Raw genomic sequence first — 17,600 nt, 5'->3', positions numbered from 1 at the left:
GTGGTTACATGAACTCCGTGGCGAAGGGTAGCTGGCGGCGACTGCGGCGGCTCGATGAGAGATTGACGGTCCAGCCCAGCTACGCCCTGGTCGGCGTGCTACGCATTCCGCAGGGCCAATCCAGCCCCGCCCGCATCATCACCCGCCGGATCACCATCGCCCTGGCGGCGTTGTTCATCGCCGCCGTCACCGTCTACGTCGACCGAGATGGCTACCGGGACTCGCAAGGCGACCGCCTGAGTTTTCTGGACTGCCTGTATTACGCGGCAGTGACGCTCTCGACGACCGGTTACGGCGACATCACACCCATCTCGGAAGTCGCGCGGGCCACCAACGTCCTGATCATCACGCCGCTCCGCATCGCGTTCCTGATCTTGCTGGTCGGTACGACGCTCGAGGTGGTCACCGAAACGTCCCGACAGGCACTGAAGATCCAGCGTTGGAGGAGCAGAGTGCGTAACCACACCGTCGTCATCGGCTATGGGACCAAAGGCAAAACGGCGATCGCCGCCATGCTCAGCGACGAGATGACCCCGGGTGAGATCGTCGTCGTCGACACCGACCGGTCGGCGCTGGACCGCGCCGCCTCCGCCGGACTGGTCACCGTCAGTGGTGATGCCACGAAATCCGATGTGTTGCGGCTGGCCGGGGCGCAGCACGCGGCGTCGATCATCGTGGCCGCCAGCCGCGATGACACCGCGGTGCTGGTCACGTTGACCGCGCGGGAGATATCGCCCAAAGCCAAGATCGTCGCGTCGATCCGTGAAGCCGAGAACCAGCATCTCCTGCAGCAGTCTGGCGCCGACTCGGTCGTGGTGTCCTCGGAGACCGCCGGCCGGCTGCTCGGCCTGGCCACCACCACACCGAGCGTCGTGCAGATGATCGAAGACCTGCTGACCCCCGACGAGGGCCTGGCCATCGCCGAACGAGAGGTCGAACAGTCAGAGGTCGGCGGCTCGCCGCGGCATCTCAAGGACATCGTGCTGGGAGTGGTGCGCGACGGTCGGCTGCTGCGCATCGGTGCGCCCGAGGTGGACGCCATCGAGGCCAGCGATCGGCTGCTGTACGTCCGCCAGGGCCAGGAACGATAGGACGTGGACTTCCGGCTGCGTGACATCCCGCTGTTGTCGCGCGTCGGCGCCGACCGCGCCGACCAATTGCGCACCGACGTCGACGCCGCCGCGGCCGGCTGGGCCGAGGCCGCGCTGCTCCGGGTCGACTCCCGCAACCAGGTGCTGGCGGCCGACGGCAAGGTGGTGCTCGGTCCGGCCGCGGCACTGGGCGACAAACCGCCGCCCGAGGCCGTGTTTCTGGGGCGCATCGAGGACGGTCGGCACGTCTGGGCGATCCGAAGCGCCCTGCAGCCGCCCGAAGACGGCGCCGAACATGTCGAGGTACTGGACCTGCGCCGGCTCGGACGCATCATCGATGACACCAGCAGCCAACTGGTGTCGTCGGCGCTGGCGCTGCTCAATTGGCACGACAGCGCCCGGTTCAGTCCGGTGGACGGCACCCCGACCAAGCCGGCCCGGGCCGGATGGGCACGCGTCAACCCACTTACCGGGCAGGAAGAGTTCCCGCGCGTCGACCCCGCGGTGATCTGTCTGGTACACGACGGCGGCGACCGTGCCGTGCTGGCCCGCCAGGCAACCTGGCCGCCGCGAATGTTCTCGCTGCTGGCCGGGTTCGTCGAAGCCGGCGAGTCGTTCGAGGTCTGCGTGGCCAGGGAGATCCGCGAGGAGATCGGCCTGACCGTCCGCGATGTCCGCTACCTGGGCAGCCAGCCCTGGCCGTTCCCGCGCTCGTTGATGGTCGGATTCCACGCCGTGGCCGACCCGGACGAGGAGTTCTCGTTCAACGACGGCGAGATCGCCGAAGCCGCCTGGTTCACCCGCGACGAGGTGCGCGAGGCCCTGGACGCCGGCGACTGGTCCAGCAGGTCGGACTCGAAACTGCTTCTGCCCGGGTCGATTTCGATCGCTCGGGTGATCATCGAGTCCTGGGCCGCTATTTGATCCGGTCGGTGATGTTGTCAAGGATCGTGGAAGCGATCCGCTCGGCCGGTTCGATGCCCAGCACCCCCACCGACATCAACACCGCGTTCTTCACACGGTACTGATGGCTCCAGCCGTTGTCGGTGATCCGCAGCGTGCCCGGGCTGGGTTTGTCCAGCTTGAAGTCGTACTTGGGATCATGCAGCGCTACGCAGGCGTTGAGCGACGATTCCAGTTGGTCCAGTGCGTTGCGCGCGGCGTGCGTGTCGGGGTAGATCGCCACGGCCTGGCTGACCGAGTCCACCAGGGCCAGCCCGCCCGGGTCGATGTCGTCGGTCACCCCGCTGTAGCCGGCGCTGCGGAACTCGGTCCACCCGCTGGCGAAGGTGAGGTCACTTGTGCCGGCCGCTCGGCACGGACCGGGTGCGTTCACGTCGCCCGACGGCGGATGCCGCAGGTCGGCGTGCGCGTGGGCGGTCAGCTCCTCGTAGTTGGCGATGCGCCGCACCTCTTCGACGCTGACGATCAGCGCGTCGGCGCTGGGTGTGCCGGTTGGCGTCGCAGCCGGCGCGTTGTGGTGCGAGCAACCGATAAGCAATGCACAGCAGACGACCACAACCACTCGCCGGGCCAGCGCCGATGCCATGCAGCTAATCGTAAAGGCGACCAGACCCGGTGCCGTGCACGCATATCGGCCGAGTCGGCCTTAGCCGGCGACCTGGGCCAGCTTGGCCTTGACCTCATTCGCGCTCGGGTTGGTCAGCGTCGACCCGTCGGCGAACTGGACGGTCGGGACGGTGCGGTTGCCGCCGTTGACGGAGCTTACGAAGTCCGCGGCCGCCGGGTCCTGCTCGATGTCGACCTCTTCGTACGAGATGCCCTGAGCCTTGAGTGCGGTCTTGAGCCGGAAGCAGTAGCCACACCAGGTCGTCGAGTAAAGGGTCAGCGCAGCGTTGGTCATGACCCCTTAACGTAGCCGGGCGATGAACAATTCCGAGCGCGACCCCGACGGCCGGGGCGACACGCCAGGTTTGTCGCCCGGGACTGTCAAGATGGACGCCATGCCGGTGGTGGCCGATCCGTTGATCGCGGGACTGGACGACGAGCAACGTGAGGCCGTGCTGGCCCCGCGCGGTCCGGTCTGTGTGCTGGCCGGCGCCGGGACCGGCAAGACCCGCACCATTACCCACCGCATCGCTCAGCTGGTGGCCGGTGGCCACGTCGCGGCCGGCCAGGTGCTGGCCGTCACCTTCACACAGCGCGCGGCGGGGGAGATGCGGTCGCGGTTGCGGTCGCTTGACGCGGCGGCACAGCTCGGTTCGGGTGTCGGGGCGGTGCAGGCGCTCACCTTCCACGCCGCCGCGCACCGTCAGCTGCGGTACTTCTGGCCGCGGGTGGTCGGGAACACGCGCTGGGAACTGATGGACACCAAGTTCGCCGTCGTCGCCCGCGCGGCCGCCCGCTGCCGGCTCAACGTCAGCACCGATGACGTACGGGACCTCGCCGGCGAGATCGAATGGGCCAAGGCGTCCCTGATCGTCCCGGAGGGCTACGCGAGCGCGGTGGCCGCCGCCGGCCGCGACACTCCGATGGACGCCGAGAAGGTGGTGGCCGTCTACACGGCGTACGAGGCGTTGAAGGTCCGTGACGAGGCCGTCACGCTGCTTGATTTCGACGACCTGCTGCTGCACACCGCCGCCGCGATCGAGAACGACGCGGCGGTGGCCGCGGAGTTCCGCGACCGCTACCGCTGCTTCGTCGTCGACGAGTACCAGGACGTAACACCGCTGCAGCAGCGGGTGTTGACGGCCTGGCTCGGTGACCGCGACGACCTGACCGTCGTCGGGGACGCCAATCAGACCATCTACTCGTTCACCGGAGCCTCGCCGCGTTTCCTGCTCGACTTCTCGCGGCGCTTCCCGGATGCGGCGGTGGTGCGGCTGGAACGCGACTACCGGTCCACCCCGCAGGTGGTGTCGCTGGCCAACCAAGTGATCGCCGCGGCCCGGGGGCGCGTCGCGGGCAGCAAGCTGCAGCTGATCGGGCAGCGCGAACCGGGCCCGGCGCCGTCGTTCCGCGAGCATCCTGACGAGGCCACCGAGGCCGCCGCCGTCGCCGCTCAGATCGCCGCACTTATCGAATCCGGAACCGCGCCGGCCCAAATCGCGATCCTGTACCGGGTGAACGCCCAGTCCGAGGTCTACGAGGAGGCGCTGACCGCGGCCGGCATCGCCTACCAGGTCCGCGGCGGTGAGGGGTTCTTCAACCGCCAAGAGATCAAGCAGGCGCTGCTGGCTCTGCGCCGCGCCGCCGAGCGCGGCGCCGAGGGCGACCAGCCGGACCTGCCGGAACTGGTCCGCGGGGTGCTGGAGCCGCTCGGGCTCACCGCCGAGCCACCGGTCGGCACCCGGGCGCGTGATCGTTGGGAGGCGCTGGGTGCGCTGGCCGAACTGGTCGACGACGAGGTGGCGCAGCGCCCGCAGCTGGACCTGCCCGGCTTGGTGGCCGAGCTGCGGGTACGGGCCGACTCGCGGCACCCACCGGTGGTCCAGGGCGTCACCCTGGCCTCCCTGCACGCGGCCAAGGGTCTGGAATGGGATGCGGTGTTCCTGGTCGGACTGGCCGACGGCACGCTGCCCATCTCGCATGCCCTCGCGCACGGCCCCGACAGCGAGGCGGTCGAAGAAGAGCGTCGGCTGCTGTACGTCGGAATCACCAGGGCCCGCACGCATCTGGCGCTCAGCTGGGCGCTGGCGCGCTCGGCGGGCGGCCGGCAGAGCCGCAAGCCGTCGCGCTTCCTCAACGGCATCGCGCCGCAGACCCGGGTCGAGGCGACACCGCCGAAGTCGCGCCGCAACCGGGGTCCCGCGCGCTGCCGGGTCTGCAACAAGGACCTGTCCACGCCGGCGGCGATCATGTTGCGGCGTTGCGAATCCTGTTCCGGCGACGTCGACGAGGACCTGCTGCTGCAGCTCAAAGACTGGCGGCGCGACACCGCCAAGGAACAGGACGTTCCCGCCTACATCGTGTTCAGCGACAACACGCTGATCGCGATCGCCGAGCTGCGGCCCACCGACGAAGCTGGCCTGATCGCCATCCCCGGCATCGGTGCGCGCAAGCTCGAACAGTACGGACCCGACGTGCTGGAGCTGGTTCGCCAAGCCCGCTGACGGTGCATTTCCGCAGGTCAGAAAATCGGTTGTCAGGCTGCGATGGTATTCTCTACTCTCGATGCACGTTGGCCTCTGTCGAGACCCGGAAGGAGGGTGGCCCGCAATGATCACTACGAACATGAGCGTGTTCGGCGTATCGGCGGCTACCCGCCTGCCCAGCGCGCATGCCGCCGCACCGGCGGCCGCGGGTAAGCACCGTGTCGCCGCCGCGACTGAAGCGTCCGTGAATCGGGGCTCGACGTAGAGACCCCCTAATTTCGCCAAATGGCCACGGACCCGAAGTCACCGGATCCGTGGCCGATTTCTTTTGGGAGGCAACCTCCCTGGTCCGGATCGCGAAGACAATCAACCGACCAGGAAGCAGGTGAACAGGACATGTCGGCTCTGACAGTCCCCAGACGGACGCAGCCGGTCCTGCCATGTCATGCCGGCGATCCCGACCTGTGGTTCGCCGAAACCCCGACGGACCTCGAGCGCGCCAAGACGCTGTGCGCCAGCTGTCCGATCCGGCGCCAGTGCCTAGCTGCGGCGTTGGAAAGGGCTGAGCCATGGGGAGTTTGGGGCGGCGAGATCTTCGAACGGGGATCGGTCGTTAGCCGGAAGCGTCCACGTGGGCGTCCTCGCAAGGAGGCCGCCTAGGGCGAGCAGACGCAAAAGCACCCGACACGCCGAGCGTGCGGGTGCTTTTGCGTCTGCTCGCGGGGCCCCGGACTCGCGGGGGCCGCTAGACCAGCGCGGCCGCGTCCGGTTCGTTGAAGCCGGGGATCAGCTCTTCGGTCAGCGCCTTGATCGGCACATGCGCATCGAGCTGGCACAGGATCGCCGCCACCGAGGCGATCACCCGCATCGGAATCGCGAGCTTGGGTGGCAGGTCCATCTGCCGGGCCGTCTTGATCTGCGCGACCGAGCGGTCGAACTGGCTGACGGTCATCCGCTGCAACCACTTGCGGTTGTAGTGGAACACCTCGACCTCGATAGGTTCGACGTACTGCCGCAGCATCTCGTCGATTTCGCGGACCGACACTTGCTGGCCACGCTGGATGAAACCGACCTTCTCCATCGTCGGCAGCAGCAGGTCGTAGTTCTTGTCGCGGGCCAGGCGGATCGTCATACCAAGCTCGACGGGGTAGCCGCCGGGCAGGGGAGCCACGGCGCCGAAGTCGATGACGCCCATCCGTCCGTCGGGCAGCAGCATGAAGTTGCCCGGGTGCGCGTCCCCGTGCAGCATCTCCAGCCGCCGCGGTGCGTCGAAGGTGAGCTCGAGCAGCCGAACCCCGATCAAATCGCGCTGTTCGGGGGTGCCGTTGCGGATGATCTCGGCCATGTGGATGCCTTCGATCCACTCCTGGATGACGACCTTGGGCGCGCTGGCCACCACGTGTGGAATCGCGAAGTGCGGGTGTCCCTCGTACGCCTTGGCGAACTTGCGCTGGTTGTCTGCCTCTAGCCGGTAGTCGAGCTCCATCTCGGTGCGCTGGATCAGTTCGTCGACCACGCCCTGCACATCGGCACCAGGCGAAAGCTGCTTGAACACCCCGACCATGCGTTGCATCGTCTTGAGGTCGGCCCGCAGCGCCTCATCGGCGCCCGGGTACTGGATCTTCACGGCTACCTCGCGCCCGTCCGACCACACCGCTTTGTGCACCTGGCCGATGCTGGCCGACGCGACGGGGGTGTCGTCGAAGGAACTGAAGCGCTCGCGCCACTTGGTGCCCAGCTGCGCGTCGAGCACCCGATGCACCTTGGCGGCCGGCAGCGGCGGGGCGTCCTTCTGCAGTTTGGTCAGCGCCTCCCGGTAGGGCTCGCCGAACTGCTCGGGGATGGCGGCTTCCATCACCGACAACGCCTGACCGACCTTCATGGCGCCGCCCTTGAGCTCACCCAGCACGGTGAACAGCTGATTGGCCGCCTTCTCCATGAGTTCGGCGTTGACCTCGTCTTTTGACTTGCCGGTCAGCCGCTTACCGAAGCCCAGGGCAGCCCGGCCGGCCATGCCCACCGGCAGGCTGGCCAGCTTTGCATTGCGGGCCGCGCGGCCGCGCTTGATCTCTGACACATACCCATCATCCACGACGGCCAGCGCATCAAGTGCACCGAATATTCATCTGCGTGGTAGATGGTGAGCGCCATGGGAGCCAAACAGACACAACACGACGCCGCGGACGCCCTGTATCGGGCGATCATCGAGACACTGGACCGGCACCGCAACGAGCGCACGCTTGACGAGCATGTCCTGGATGCGCTCGGCCGGGCGTATGCGTCGATCTCGTCGAACGTCCCGGAGCAGGGCCGGCTCGGGTAACTAACTCAGCAATCGCATAGCGGGTGTCGAGTCCACGGCCGCGCCACAATCGAGCTGGCGTGGAGATCGAACTCCAGCGTGGCGTTGAGCGCCGAGGGTGGGTCCGGATCCGACTGCCGGCCGCGCACCGCGGCGACCACGCGGTGCACCTGGCTGAGCGCCAAGGCCGCGGTGGCCAGCAGCGTCGCGCGATCGGCGACCCCGACGGTGTCGCGCAGCTGGGCGGCGATAGCCGGCCATGCGGCGTCCCGGTCCCGGCGGTGCAGGTCGGCGCAACCCAGGCAACTGGTGACGCCGGGTATCACCAGCGGCCCGACCAGGCCGGTGCCGTCGCGCACCCGCACCGGCAGGTGCGGCACTCCCGCGGTGTGCAGGTCACGCACGATTCGCGGATCGGCCACCAGAAAGTCGGCCAAGACCACCAGATCCACCGCCGCGGCGGTGACAGTCGCGTGCGGCTGACTGCTGTGGCCGGTACGCACGCCCGACCCGCGCAGCGCCTGCACCAACAGATCCGAAAGCGGGCCACGGCCGTGTACCCGGATGGACGCCGCCCGGCCGGTGGACATGCCGTCGCCGCGGGTCGCCACCCCGGCGCTGACCAACTGGGTCACCAGTTCGGTCAGGTCCTTGCCGGCTTGACGTTGCAGTTCGCCGATCGAGGTCGGCGACCGCATGGACCGCAGCACGGCGGCGAGTCGCGCTGCCGTCAGGTCGCTCGGCGGACGGACCAGCACGGCACGACGCGGATCCCAACCCACCTGAACCACGCCGTCAGGACGCAGCAGCACCGGCATCGCCGGATCCAGCGCATACAGGCAAGTGGCGGCCCCGACCATGACGTGTCACGCTGCCACGCCACACGCGTCGACGCAGTCAGTTATCCCCAGGCTCAGGATCGTCGGTGTCGCGTCCGAGTTCGGCTTCCAAGTCGGAGAGGGCCTCGTCGATCCCGCTGGTGTCGCCGCCGATGATGCGGTCGATGAACGCCGCCGGGTCGTCCAGGTCGTCCGCGCCCGGCAGCAGGTCCGGGTGCTGCCAGACCGCGTCGCGGGCATCCATGCCGGCGGCCTCGGTCAGACGTGCCCACAGTGCTGCGGCCTCGCGGAGTTTGCGCGGCCGCAGCTCCAGCCCGACCAGGGTGGCGAAGGTCTGCTCGGCCGGGCCGCCGCTGGCCCGGCGTCGGCGCAGCGTTTCGCTCAGCGCGGCTTCACCCGGAAGCCGCTCACCCAGCGCGTCCGTCACGACCGTCTGCACCCAGCCCTCGATCAGCGCGAGCAGCGCCTCGAGCCGTTCCAGCGCCTGGGTCTGTGCAGGCGTGGCCTTCGGCTCGAACACGCCCTGGCTCAGCAGTTGCTCCATCGCGGCGGGATCGGCCAGCGACGCCGGGTTGAAGCCGCGGGCCAGTTCCTCGATGCCGGACATGTCGATCTTGATGCCCATCGCATACGCCTCGACCGCCCCCAGCAGCTGGCTCGACAGCCACGGAACATGGCTGAACAGCCGGTGATGCGCGGCCTCGCGCGCGGCCAGGAACGTCATGATCTCGCTGCGCGGCTGCTCGAGGCCCGCGGCAAAAGACTCCACCGCATCCGGCAGGATCGCGGCAATTCCCTTGGGGCCGAGCGGCAGACCGACCTCCGTCGACGTCAGCACTTCCCGGGACAGCCGGCCCAGCGCCTGGCCCAGCTGCGACCCGAACGCCACGCCGCCCATTTGCGACATCATCTGCAGCAGCGGGCCGGCCATGCTCTTGGCTTCCTCCGGCAGCGATTGCACCCACACCGCCGAGATCTGCTGGGCCATCGGGTCACACAGCCGCTTCCAGGTCTGCAGCGTGTTGTCGACCCAGTCAGAAGGGCTCCAGCCCACCGCTTTGGTGGTGCCGGCGGGCAGCGCCGTCGCCCCGTTCAACCAGGTCTCCGCCAGATGCACGGCATCGGAGATGGCCGAGTTGGTGGTCGCGGGAATGGGCGCGACGAAGCCGATCGAGCTCGTCGCGACCTGCCGGGCCAGGTCGTAGTTGACCGGCCCCGCGTCTTTGCCCGAGGTCATGGCGCTCCCGACGCCACCAAACATCTCACCCAGCCGGGTGAACAGCTGGCCGAGGTTGGCCATGTCGAACTCGCCGCCCAGGGGGAACGAACCGAACGGGTTGGCACCCGATCCGGAGTCGGGATCGTCCTTCCCGCGCTTGTCGCGCTCGGGGTCGTCGCCCGCGGAGAAGCCGAAAGGCAGGTCAGCCATAGGCTCAACGGTACCCACCGCAGAAACAGAAAGCGCGGTCCCCGGTCACGCTCGCAGCTGAACTGGTCTGTCCGGCGCCGTCTAAGGTGAGCGGCGTGAACAGGCGGATTTTGACCCTGATGGTCGCGCTGGTGCCGATCGTGGTGTTCGGCGTGCTCCTGGCGGTGGTGACGGTGCCGTTCGTGTCACTGGGACCCGGTCCGACGTTCGACACCCTGGGCGAGGTCGACGGCAAGCAGGTCGTCCAGATCGAGGGAACCCAGACGCACCCGACATCGGGCCACCTGAATATGACGACGGTTTCCCAACGCGACGACCTGACCCTTGGTGAAGCCCTCACGCTGTGGATCTCCGGGCAGGAGCAGCTGGTGCCGCGGGACCTGATCTACCCGCCGGGCAAGTCGCGCGACGAAGTCGACAAGGCCAACAACGCCGACTTCAAGAGCTCCGAGGACAGTGCCGAGTACGCCGCGCTCGGCTACCTGAAGTATCCCGAAGCGGTCACCATCGCTTCGGTGAGCGAAGGCGGCCCGTCCGTAAGCAAACTCAAGCCCGGCGACGCCATCGACGCGGTCGACCGCACCCCGGTCGCCAACGTCGAGCAATTCACCGGTTTGCTCAAGAAGACGAAGCCCGGCCAGGTGGTGACGATCGACTACCGCCGCAAGAACGAGCCCGCCGGGGTTGCGCAAATCACGCTGGGCACCAATAAGGATCGCGACTACGGGTTCCTGGGTGTCGCGGTGCTGGATGCGCCGTGGGCGCCGTTCTCGGTGAGCTTCAACCTGGCCAACATCGGTGGGCCGTCCGCCGGGCTGATGTTCAGTCTGGCGGTGGTGGACAAGCTCACCACCGGCGACCTGGCCGGTTCCACATTCGTGGCGGGCACCGGAACGATCAGTGTCGACGGCAAGGTGGGGCCCATCGGTGGCATCACCCACAAGATGGCCGCGGCCCGGGCGGCCGGCGCCACGGTGTTCCTGGTGCCCGCGAAGAACTGCTACGAAGCGGTTTCGCAGATTCCGGCCGGGTTGAAGCTGGTCAAGGTCGAGACGCTGGGTTCGGCGGTGGACGCTTTGCACGCGATGACGTCTGGCGGGCCCACCCCGAGTTGCTAGCCGGGTTGCTGATCGGGCCATCCGGCCGGGGCCGCCCGGTGCGTAGAGTTGTGACCGTCGGGGAAACAGAGCAGGGAGCGTAACCAGTGGGAATGCGGCCGGCCGCCAGGATGCCGAAGCTGACCCGGCGCAGCCGGATTCTGATCCTGATCGCACTGGGTGCGATCGTGTTGCTGCTGGCCGGCCCGCGTCTGATCGACGCGTACGTGGACTGGCTGTGGTTCGGTGAATTGGGCTATCGCTCGGTGTTCACCACCGTGCTGGTCACCCGCATCGTGGTGTTTCTGGTGGCGGGCCTGCTGGTCGGCGGCATCGTGCTCGGCGCTTTGGCGCTGGCCTACCGGACTCGCCCCGTGTTCGTCCCGAGTAACGACAACGACCCGGTGGCGCGGTATCGCGCGGTTGTGCTGCAGCGTCTCCGGTTGATGGGCTTCGGTGTGCCGGCCGCAATCGGCCTGCTGGCCGGGGTGGTGGCACAGAGCTACTGGGTGCGGATCCAGCTGTTCCTGCACGGCGGGGACTTCGGGATCAGGGATCCGCAGTTCGGCAAGGACCTCGGGTTCTACGCCTTCGAGTTGCCGTTCTACCGGCTGGTGCTCAGCTACCTGTTTGTCTCGGTGTTCCTCGCTCTCGTCGCGAGTTTGGTGGCGCACTACCTGTTCGGCGGAATCCGGCTGTCCGGGCGCGCCGGTGCGCTGAGTCGGTCGGCAAGGATCCAACTGATCAGCCTGGTCGGTGTGCTGGTGCTGCTCAAAGCCGTTGCCTACTGGCTGGATCGGTACGAACTGCTGTCGCACACCCGCGGTGGCAAGCCCTTCACCGGTGCGGGATACACCGACATCAATGCCGTGCTGCCCGCGAAGCTGATTCTGATGGCGATCGCGCTGATCTGCGCGGCGGCGGTGTTCTCCGCAATCACGCTGCGGGACCTGCGCATTCCGGCGATCGGGCTGGTTCTGCTGCTGCTCTCATCGCTGATCGTGGGTGCCGGCTGGCCGCTGATCGTCGAGCAGATCAGCGTCAAACCCAATGCGGCGCAGAAGGAAAGCGAATACATCAGCCGAAGTATCACCGCGACCCGGCAAGCGTACGGTCTGACGCCCGACGTGGTGACCTACCGTAACTACACCGGCGACGGGCAAGCCACGGCGCAGCAGGTCGCCGCCGACCGCGCCACCACGTCCAACATCAGGTTGCTCGACCCGACCATCATCAGCCCCGCCTTCACCCAATTCCAGCAGGGCAAGAACTTCTACAACTTCCCCGACCAGCTCTCCATCGACCGCTACCTCGACCGCAACGGCAACCTGCGCGACTATGTCGTCGCCGCAAGGGAACTCAACCCCGACCGGCTGATCGAAAACCAGCGCGACTGGATCAACCGCCACACCGTCTACACCCACGGCAATGGGTTTATCGCCTCGCCGGCCAACACGGTGCGCGGGGTCGCCAACGACCCGAACCAGAATGGCGGCTACCCGGAGTTCCTGGTCAACGTGGTGGGCGCCAACGGCAACGTGGTCTCCGACGGTCCAGCGCCCCTGGACCAGCCACGGATCTACTTCGGACCGGTGATCTCCAACACGTCGGCCGACTACGCGATCGTCGGGAAGACCGGGGCCGACCGCGAGTACGACTACGAGACCAGCACCGAGACCAAGAACTACACATACACCGGCGCCGGTGGGGTGCCGATCGGCAGCTGGCTGTCCCGCACTGTGTTCGCTGCGAAGTTCGCCGAGCGAAACTTCCTGTTCTCCAACGTGATCGGCAACAACAGCCGGATCCTGTTCAACCGTGATCCGGCGCAGCGGGTGGAGGCGGTGGCGCCCTGGCTGACCACCGACAGCTCCGTCTACCCGGCGGTCGTCAACAAGCGACTGGTCTGGATCATCGACGGCTACACCACACTGGACAACTACCCGTACTCCGAACTGACCTCCCTGTCATCGGCGACCGCGGACTCCACCGAAGTGGCGTTCAACCGGCTGGCTCCCGATAAGAAGGTTTCCTACATCCGCAATTCGGTGAAGGCGACTGTGGACGCCTATGACGGCACCGTCTCGCTCTACCAGCAGGACGAGAACGACCCGGTGCTCAAGGCCTGGATGCGGGTCTTCCCCGGAACCGTCAAGCCCAAGAGCGACATCTCGCCCGAGCTCGCCGAGCACCTGCGCTATCCCGAGGACCTGTTCAAGGTGCAGCGCATGTTGCTGGCCAAGTACCACGTCAACGACCCGGTAACGTTCTTCTCCACGTCGGACTTCTGGGACGTGCCGCTGGACCCGAATCCGACCGCCAGCAGCTATCAGCCGCCGTACTACATCGTCGCGAAAAACATTGCGAAGAATGATAATTCGGCGTCGTATCAATTGACCAGCGCGATGAACAGGTTCAAGCGCGACTATCTGGCCGCCTACATCACGGCCAGTTCCGATCCGGCCACCTACGGCAGGATCACGGTGCTGACGATCCCCGGTCAGGTGAACGGGCCGAAGTTGGCCAACAATGCGATCACCACCGATCCGGCGGTGTCCCAGGACCTCGGTGTGATCGGTCGCGACAACCAGAACCGGATCCGGTGGGGCAACCTGCTCACCCTCCCGGTGGGCCAGGGTGGGCTGCTTTACGTCGAACCGGTCTACGCCTCGCCGGGTGCCAGTGACGCGGCATCCTCGTATCCACGTCTGATCCGGGTGGCGATGATGTACAACGACAAGGTCGGCTACGGGCCCACCGTGGGTGACGCCCTGACCGCGTTGTTCGGACCCGGCGCGGGTGCGGCCGCCACCGGAATCCAGCCGACCGAGGTCGGTGCCCCGGCGAGTCCGCCCGCGAACCTGCCGGCGCCCCCGGCAGCCGGGCCCGGGACACCACCGCCAACTGCGGCCGTACCACCCCCACCGGACGGTGCGCAAACCCTCTCACCCGCCAAAGCCGCTGCCCTGCAAGAGATTCAGGCTGCCATTGGCGCAGCAAGAGACGCGCAGAAGAAGGGTGACTTCGCCGGTTACGGGTCGGCGCTGCAGCGGCTCGACGAGGCCATCACCAAGTTCAACAACACGAAGTAACCTGTCCGCCCGCTCTGCGGGGCGAGCGTGCGTCCGTGTCTTACGGTCGGAAGAACCCCGATTGTCCAGTACCGGTGTTGAAACCGCCCGAGTTGTTGGGATCGCCCGGGTTTGGTTCGCTGCCCGAGTTGTAAAAGCCCGAGTTATGACCGCCGATTCCAAAATTGAAAAAGCCTGCGTTACCGCCGGCGAGGTCGTCACCCGAGTTCAACACGCCAACGTTGAAGCCGGCGGTGCCCGAGTTGGAGATGCCGACGTTGTCGCCGAAGCCCGTGTTCAGGAAGCCTGAGTTGTGCCCGTGGGTGGTCGAGTTCAAGAAGCCCGAGTCAAGCTCGCCGGTCCCCGAGTTCCAAAAGCCGGAGCTGAAACCGCCGCTTAGTGAGTTCCCGTAGCCCGAGGTGAAACCCTGAGCGGCCGAATTGTTGAGGCCGGAGGTGTTACCGCCGAGGCCCGAGTTTCCATAGCCTGAGTTGCCCTGACCCGAATTGAAGAAGCCGGAATTAGCCGTGCCCGTGTTGCCGAATCCCGAGTTCGCGACCGATTGATCGTCTGAGCTGCCAACTCCGGTATTGCGGTCGCCGGCGTTGAACGCACCCGTATTCGTGTCACCTGAGTTCGCGAAGCCGGTGCTCCCGGTACCTGAGTTGTGGGTGCCGGTATTTCCCGAGCCCGAGTTGAAGGAGCCCGTGTTTCTCACGCCAGAGTTGAAGTTTCCGGTGTTCAAATTACCCGAATTGAAGCTGCCGGTGTTGTTGACGCCGGCGTTGAAGCTGCCGACATTGTGACCGCCCGAGTTGAAGCTACCCATGTCGTTGTTGCTCGAGTTGAAATTGCCCATGTTGGTGTCACCAGCATTCGCAAAACCGACATTGGTGGAACCTGGATTGAAGAATCCCGTGTTCAAGGTCCCTGCGTTCCATAATCCGGTGTTGGTGGTTCCGGTGTTCCCGATGCCGGTGTTGACGCTACCGGAGTTTATTATCCCCCAGTTTGTGCTGCCCGAGTTGCCGAACCCGGTGTTTCCACTGCCCGAATTGAAGAAACCGATGTTGTTAGTACCCGAATTCCCGAAGCCAACATTGCCTGTGCCGGAGTTGAGCGCGCCGAAGCCCAGCTGCCCGTCGCCGGTGAGTCCGATGCCGATATTACCGTTGCCGGTGTTGCCGAATCCGACGTTGTTGATACCGCTGTTGCCGAAGCCTAGGTTGTAGCTGCCCGTGTTTCCGAAGCCGATATTCCAGGTTTTACCATCAAAGTTTAATCCGCCCAGACCTATTTGATTACTGCCGTTGAGTCCGATGCCGATGTTGTTGCTACCGTGGTTGCCGAAGCCGATATTGTTGTTCCCAAAGTTCGCAAACCCGTTATTGTGGTTGCCCAGGTTGCCGGCACCCGAGTTGTAATCGCCGTGATTACTGAGGCCTGTATTGTTGCTACCGGAGTTAGCTATTCCGAAGTTGTTTTGCCCGCCAGTGGGGCCGCTGTTTCCGAGGCCAATATTTGAATTGCCTGTGTTTCCGCTCCCGAAGTTGCTCTTGCCGATGTTTGAGCTGCCGATGTTCCCATTGCCGTTATTTCCACTGCCAAAATTTCCATTTCCGGTGTTCCCATTTCCGAAATTGCTATCACCGGTGTTACCGTTGCCGACGTTGCCATTTCCAAGGTTGCCAAACCCGAAGTTCGAAGCCAGGTCGGTGACGGCGGCGGCGGCGCTATGGATCTGTTGACCCGGCAGGAAAGTCAGCCCCGATAGGTTTCCCAGCGCGTCTTGCCATGGCGTCAGCTGGGCGAGTGCTGCGGACGCACCGCTGTGGTAATCCACCATCGCGGCCACATCCCTGGCCCACATCTCGATATACGCGTCCTCAGCAGCCGCTATCGCCGGCGCATTCTGACCCAGCAAATTCGAAAGCGCCAGCTGCACAAAGGCGTTGCGGTTGGCAGCCACGACCAACGGATGAATTGTCGCCGCCTGCGCAGCCTCGAATACGCTGACCATCACCCGCGCCTGACCCGCTGCGCCCGCAGCCTGTGCCGCGGCGGCATCGAGCCAACCGGCATAAGGAGCCGCAGCGGCCACCATTGCCGCCGACGCCGCACCCTGCCAAGCCTGCCCCGCCAAATTGGAGGTGACCGAAACAAACGACGATGCCGCCGCACCAAGCTCAGAAGCCAAGCCCTCCCAGGCCGCCGCGGCCGCCAGCAACGGCGTCGAGCCCGCACCGGAAAACATCCGTGCCGAGTTCAACTCCGGCGGCAATATCCAAAAGTTCACTACCGTGCCTTCCCATGCCAAGTCAGTGAATCCGGTGCGGTCGCATCATTATTCGACCTAAGACACTGTGGCCTCGGATTTTCTGAATCCTCATGCGATTGTTCAGCTAAGTTTTCTGCGTTGCAGAGGATAACGCCGATGCGATGCGTCATGCCGCGAATCTGCAAAGTTTTTACCTTGGCTGCACGCCTTGTCTGCGCCTGAGCAGATCGTGAGTAGCTAACAACAGCCAAGGCTGGTTGAAACTTTCCGACGGCGCTCCGATCATGGCGAGCGCTATGTCCCTGGGCGCAAAACGATTTCGGAAGCTGGCGCGCTTATGATCTTCAGCCGCGCGACGCGGTGCGGAATCTCTCCCGGTAGGCCTTCGGGGAGACGCCGAGGTGGTCGACAAACACCCGACGCAGGCTTTCGGCGCTGCCGAACCCCGCCAACCGTGCGGTGTCGGCCACCGTGCGGCCGGCATCGAGTGCGGCGCGGGCGGCATCTATGCGCACCAACTCCACGTAGCGGGCCGGCGTGGTGCCGAGCTCGGACTGGAAAAGCCGAGTCAGCTGCCGAGTGCTTAAAGAGGCCCGCGCCGCGAGCGAATTCACGCTGTGGTTAGCCGCCGGGTCGGCCGAGATGGCATCGGTGACCTTGCGCAGCGGAGACTCCGGCGGTGGGTCGGCCTCGACGAGCACCGAGAATTGCGACTGGCCGCCGGCGCGCTTGAGGTACACGACCAACCAGCGGGCCACGGCGCGAACCAGGTCGGTCCCGTGATCCGCTTCGACCAGGGCCAGGGCCAGGTCGATGCCGGCCGAAATCCCGGCTGAGGTGAAGATGTCGCCGTCGCGGACGAAAATTGCGTCCGGTTCGACGGTAATTTTGGGGAAGGCGCGAGCGAACAACCGGACGTCATGCCAGTGCGTGGTCGCGCGCCGGCCGTTGAGCAGGCCGGCCTGCGCCAGGATGAACGATCCGGTGCAGATCGACGCCAGCCGCTTGGTCCGGCGCGCAACCGATCTGACCGCCTCGACGAGGGCAGGGTCGATCGGCCGCCGGGGCAGGTGGTCGCTGCCGGCGACCATGACGGTGTCGGCCGACTCGATCGAGGAAATGGCATCGGTGACGCCCAGCCGGGTGCCGATCGAGGTGACGACGTCGCCGCCGTCGATTGATGCGATCTTCAACCGGTAATTGGCGCCGAACCGATTGGCCTCGGCAAAGACCTCGCCCGCGCCGGCAACGTCCAGCATGGTCACGTCGTCGAAGACGACGATCACCACCACCCGAGGAGCCCCGTTGGCATGGATTGCGGACCGCACCCACCCATTCTGCTGACTCGTGTCGGTTTTTGTGGGAATCACGGCACAAATGCCGCGAACCATCAGCAGTGCAACGGCTCACACTGATCACACCAAACCGAGGAGGAAAC

General features: G+C 66.0%; 15 protein-coding genes. 8 read left to right on the top strand and 7 right to left on the bottom strand.

Going from position 1 to position 17,600, the window contains the following annotated elements; translation table 11 throughout:
* The first annotated feature begins 8 nt into the window (after positions 1–8).
* Both A5645_RS22095 and nudC read left to right on the top strand, forming a co-directional pair.
* A complete protein-coding gene (locus A5645_RS22095; RefSeq protein WP_065131031.1) occupies positions 9–1,091 on the top strand; it encodes a potassium channel family protein in 1,083 nt (360 codons plus the stop codon).
* A gap of 3 nt (positions 1,092–1,094) precedes the next feature.
* Complete coding sequence (gene nudC, locus A5645_RS22090) at positions 1,095–2,015, top strand: NAD(+) diphosphatase (RefSeq protein ID WP_065131030.1); 921 nt, start codon at positions 1,095–1,097, stop codon at positions 2,013–2,015.
* On the opposite strand, the gene A5645_RS22085 is transcribed toward nudC, so the two are convergent.
* A complete protein-coding gene (locus tag A5645_RS22085; RefSeq protein WP_065035314.1) occupies positions 2,008–2,640 on the bottom strand; it encodes a sensor domain-containing protein in 633 nt (210 codons plus the stop codon). The genes nudC and A5645_RS22085 overlap by 8 nt on opposite strands.
* 60 nt (positions 2,641–2,700) lie before the next feature.
* Complete coding sequence (gene mrx1, locus A5645_RS22080; RefSeq protein WP_065131029.1) at positions 2,701–2,955, bottom strand: mycoredoxin Mrx1; 255 nt, start codon at positions 2,953–2,955, stop codon at positions 2,701–2,703.
* A 100-nt stretch (positions 2,956–3,055) separates the two neighbouring features.
* Here mrx1 and A5645_RS22075 point away from each other — a divergent pair, with 100 nt between their 5' ends.
* From A5645_RS22075 to A5645_RS27325, 3 genes are all read left to right on the top strand, one after another.
* On the top strand, positions 3,056–5,164 hold the full coding sequence (locus tag A5645_RS22075) for an ATP-dependent DNA helicase UvrD2 (protein ID WP_172830589.1): 2,109 nt from the start codon (positions 3,056–3,058) through the stop codon (positions 5,162–5,164).
* A gap of 106 nt (positions 5,165–5,270) precedes the next feature.
* On the top strand, positions 5,271–5,411 hold the full coding sequence (locus A5645_RS27905; RefSeq protein WP_155768121.1) for a hypothetical protein: 141 nt from the start codon (positions 5,271–5,273) through the stop codon (positions 5,409–5,411).
* 131 nt (positions 5,412–5,542) lie between these two features.
* A complete protein-coding gene (locus A5645_RS27325) occupies positions 5,543–5,806 on the top strand; it encodes a WhiB family transcriptional regulator (protein WP_081282326.1) in 264 nt (87 codons plus the stop codon).
* An 85-nt stretch (positions 5,807–5,891) separates the two neighbouring features.
* Here A5645_RS27325 and A5645_RS22070 read toward each other — a convergent pair whose 3' ends face one another.
* Positions 5,892–7,238 (bottom strand): macrolide-binding ATPase MABP-1, encoded by a 1,347-nt coding sequence (locus A5645_RS22070; protein WP_065035312.1) that lies wholly within the window; start codon positions 7,236–7,238, stop codon positions 5,892–5,894.
* Positions 7,239–7,295: 57 nt separating this feature from the next.
* Between A5645_RS22070 and A5645_RS22065 the strand changes: the two genes are divergently transcribed.
* Positions 7,296–7,469 (top strand): hypothetical protein, encoded by a 174-nt coding sequence (locus tag A5645_RS22065; RefSeq protein ID WP_155768120.1) that lies wholly within the window; start codon positions 7,296–7,298, stop codon positions 7,467–7,469.
* A gap of 5 nt (positions 7,470–7,474) precedes the next feature.
* Here A5645_RS22065 and A5645_RS22060 read toward each other — a convergent pair whose 3' ends face one another.
* Positions 7,475–8,308, bottom strand: coding sequence for a TOMM precursor leader peptide-binding protein (locus A5645_RS22060; RefSeq protein WP_065131027.1), 834 nt, complete (start codon positions 8,306–8,308; stop codon positions 7,475–7,477).
* Positions 8,309–8,345: 37 nt separating this feature from the next.
* On the bottom strand, positions 8,346–9,734 hold the full coding sequence (locus A5645_RS22055) for a zinc-dependent metalloprotease (protein ID WP_155768119.1): 1,389 nt from the start codon (positions 9,732–9,734) through the stop codon (positions 8,346–8,348).
* A 77-nt stretch (positions 9,735–9,811) separates the two neighbouring features.
* On the opposite strand from A5645_RS22055, the gene A5645_RS22050 reads away from it, so the two are divergent.
* Positions 9,812–10,834, top strand: a complete 1,023-nt coding sequence (locus A5645_RS22050) for a YlbL family protein (protein WP_065131068.1) — start codon at positions 9,812–9,814, stop codon at positions 10,832–10,834.
* An 86-nt stretch (positions 10,835–10,920) separates the two neighbouring features.
* Positions 10,921–13,905: a UPF0182 family protein gene (locus tag A5645_RS22045; protein ID WP_065131025.1), complete on the top strand. Its 2,985-nt coding sequence runs from the start codon at positions 10,921–10,923 to the stop codon at positions 13,903–13,905.
* Positions 13,906–13,945: 40 nt separating this feature from the next.
* Here A5645_RS22045 and A5645_RS22040 read toward each other — a convergent pair whose 3' ends face one another.
* The gene (locus A5645_RS22040) at positions 13,946–16,180 is read right to left on the bottom strand and encodes a PPE family protein (protein ID WP_065131024.1); all 2,235 of its coding nucleotides are present in this window, start codon (positions 16,178–16,180) and stop codon (positions 13,946–13,948) included.
* Positions 16,181–16,506: 326 nt separating this feature from the next.
* The gene (locus A5645_RS22035) at positions 16,507–17,454 is read right to left on the bottom strand and encodes a GlxA family transcriptional regulator (RefSeq protein ID WP_065035338.1); all 948 of its coding nucleotides are present in this window, start codon (positions 17,452–17,454) and stop codon (positions 16,507–16,509) included.
* Positions 17,455–17,600: the final 146 nt, after the last annotated feature.

This window comes from Mycobacterium asiaticum (assembly GCF_001673635.1).
GTDB classification, from domain to species: Bacteria; Actinomycetota; Actinomycetes; order Mycobacteriales; family Mycobacteriaceae; genus Mycobacterium; species Mycobacterium asiaticum_C.
The sequence above is the reverse complement of the archived record's forward strand: the minus strand, read 5'-3'. Positions and strand labels throughout refer to the sequence as shown.

Bases quoted from the DNA above. Each gene is read 5' to 3' on its own strand.
- A5645_RS22095 (WP_065131031.1), top strand. From the start codon at position 9: ATGAACTCCGTGGCGAAGGGTAGCTGGCGGCGACTGCGGCGGCTCGAT.
- A5645_RS22085 (WP_065035314.1), bottom strand. From the start codon at position 2,640: ATGGCATCGGCGCTGGCCCGGCGAGTGGTTGTGGTCGTCTGCTGTGCA.
- mrx1 (WP_065131029.1), bottom strand. From the start codon at position 2,955: ATGACCAACGCTGCGCTGACCCTTTACTCGACGACCTGGTGTGGCTAC.
- A5645_RS22075 (WP_172830589.1), top strand. From the start codon at position 3,056: ATGCCGGTGGTGGCCGATCCGTTGATCGCGGGACTGGACGACGAGCAA.
- A5645_RS27905 (WP_155768121.1), top strand. From the start codon at position 5,271: ATGATCACTACGAACATGAGCGTGTTCGGCGTATCGGCGGCTACCCGC.
- A5645_RS27325 (WP_081282326.1), top strand. From the start codon at position 5,543: ATGTCGGCTCTGACAGTCCCCAGACGGACGCAGCCGGTCCTGCCATGT.
- A5645_RS22065 (WP_155768120.1), top strand. From the start codon at position 7,296: ATGGGAGCCAAACAGACACAACACGACGCCGCGGACGCCCTGTATCGG.
- A5645_RS22060 (WP_065131027.1), bottom strand. From the start codon at position 8,308: ATGGTCGGGGCCGCCACTTGCCTGTATGCGCTGGATCCGGCGATGCCG.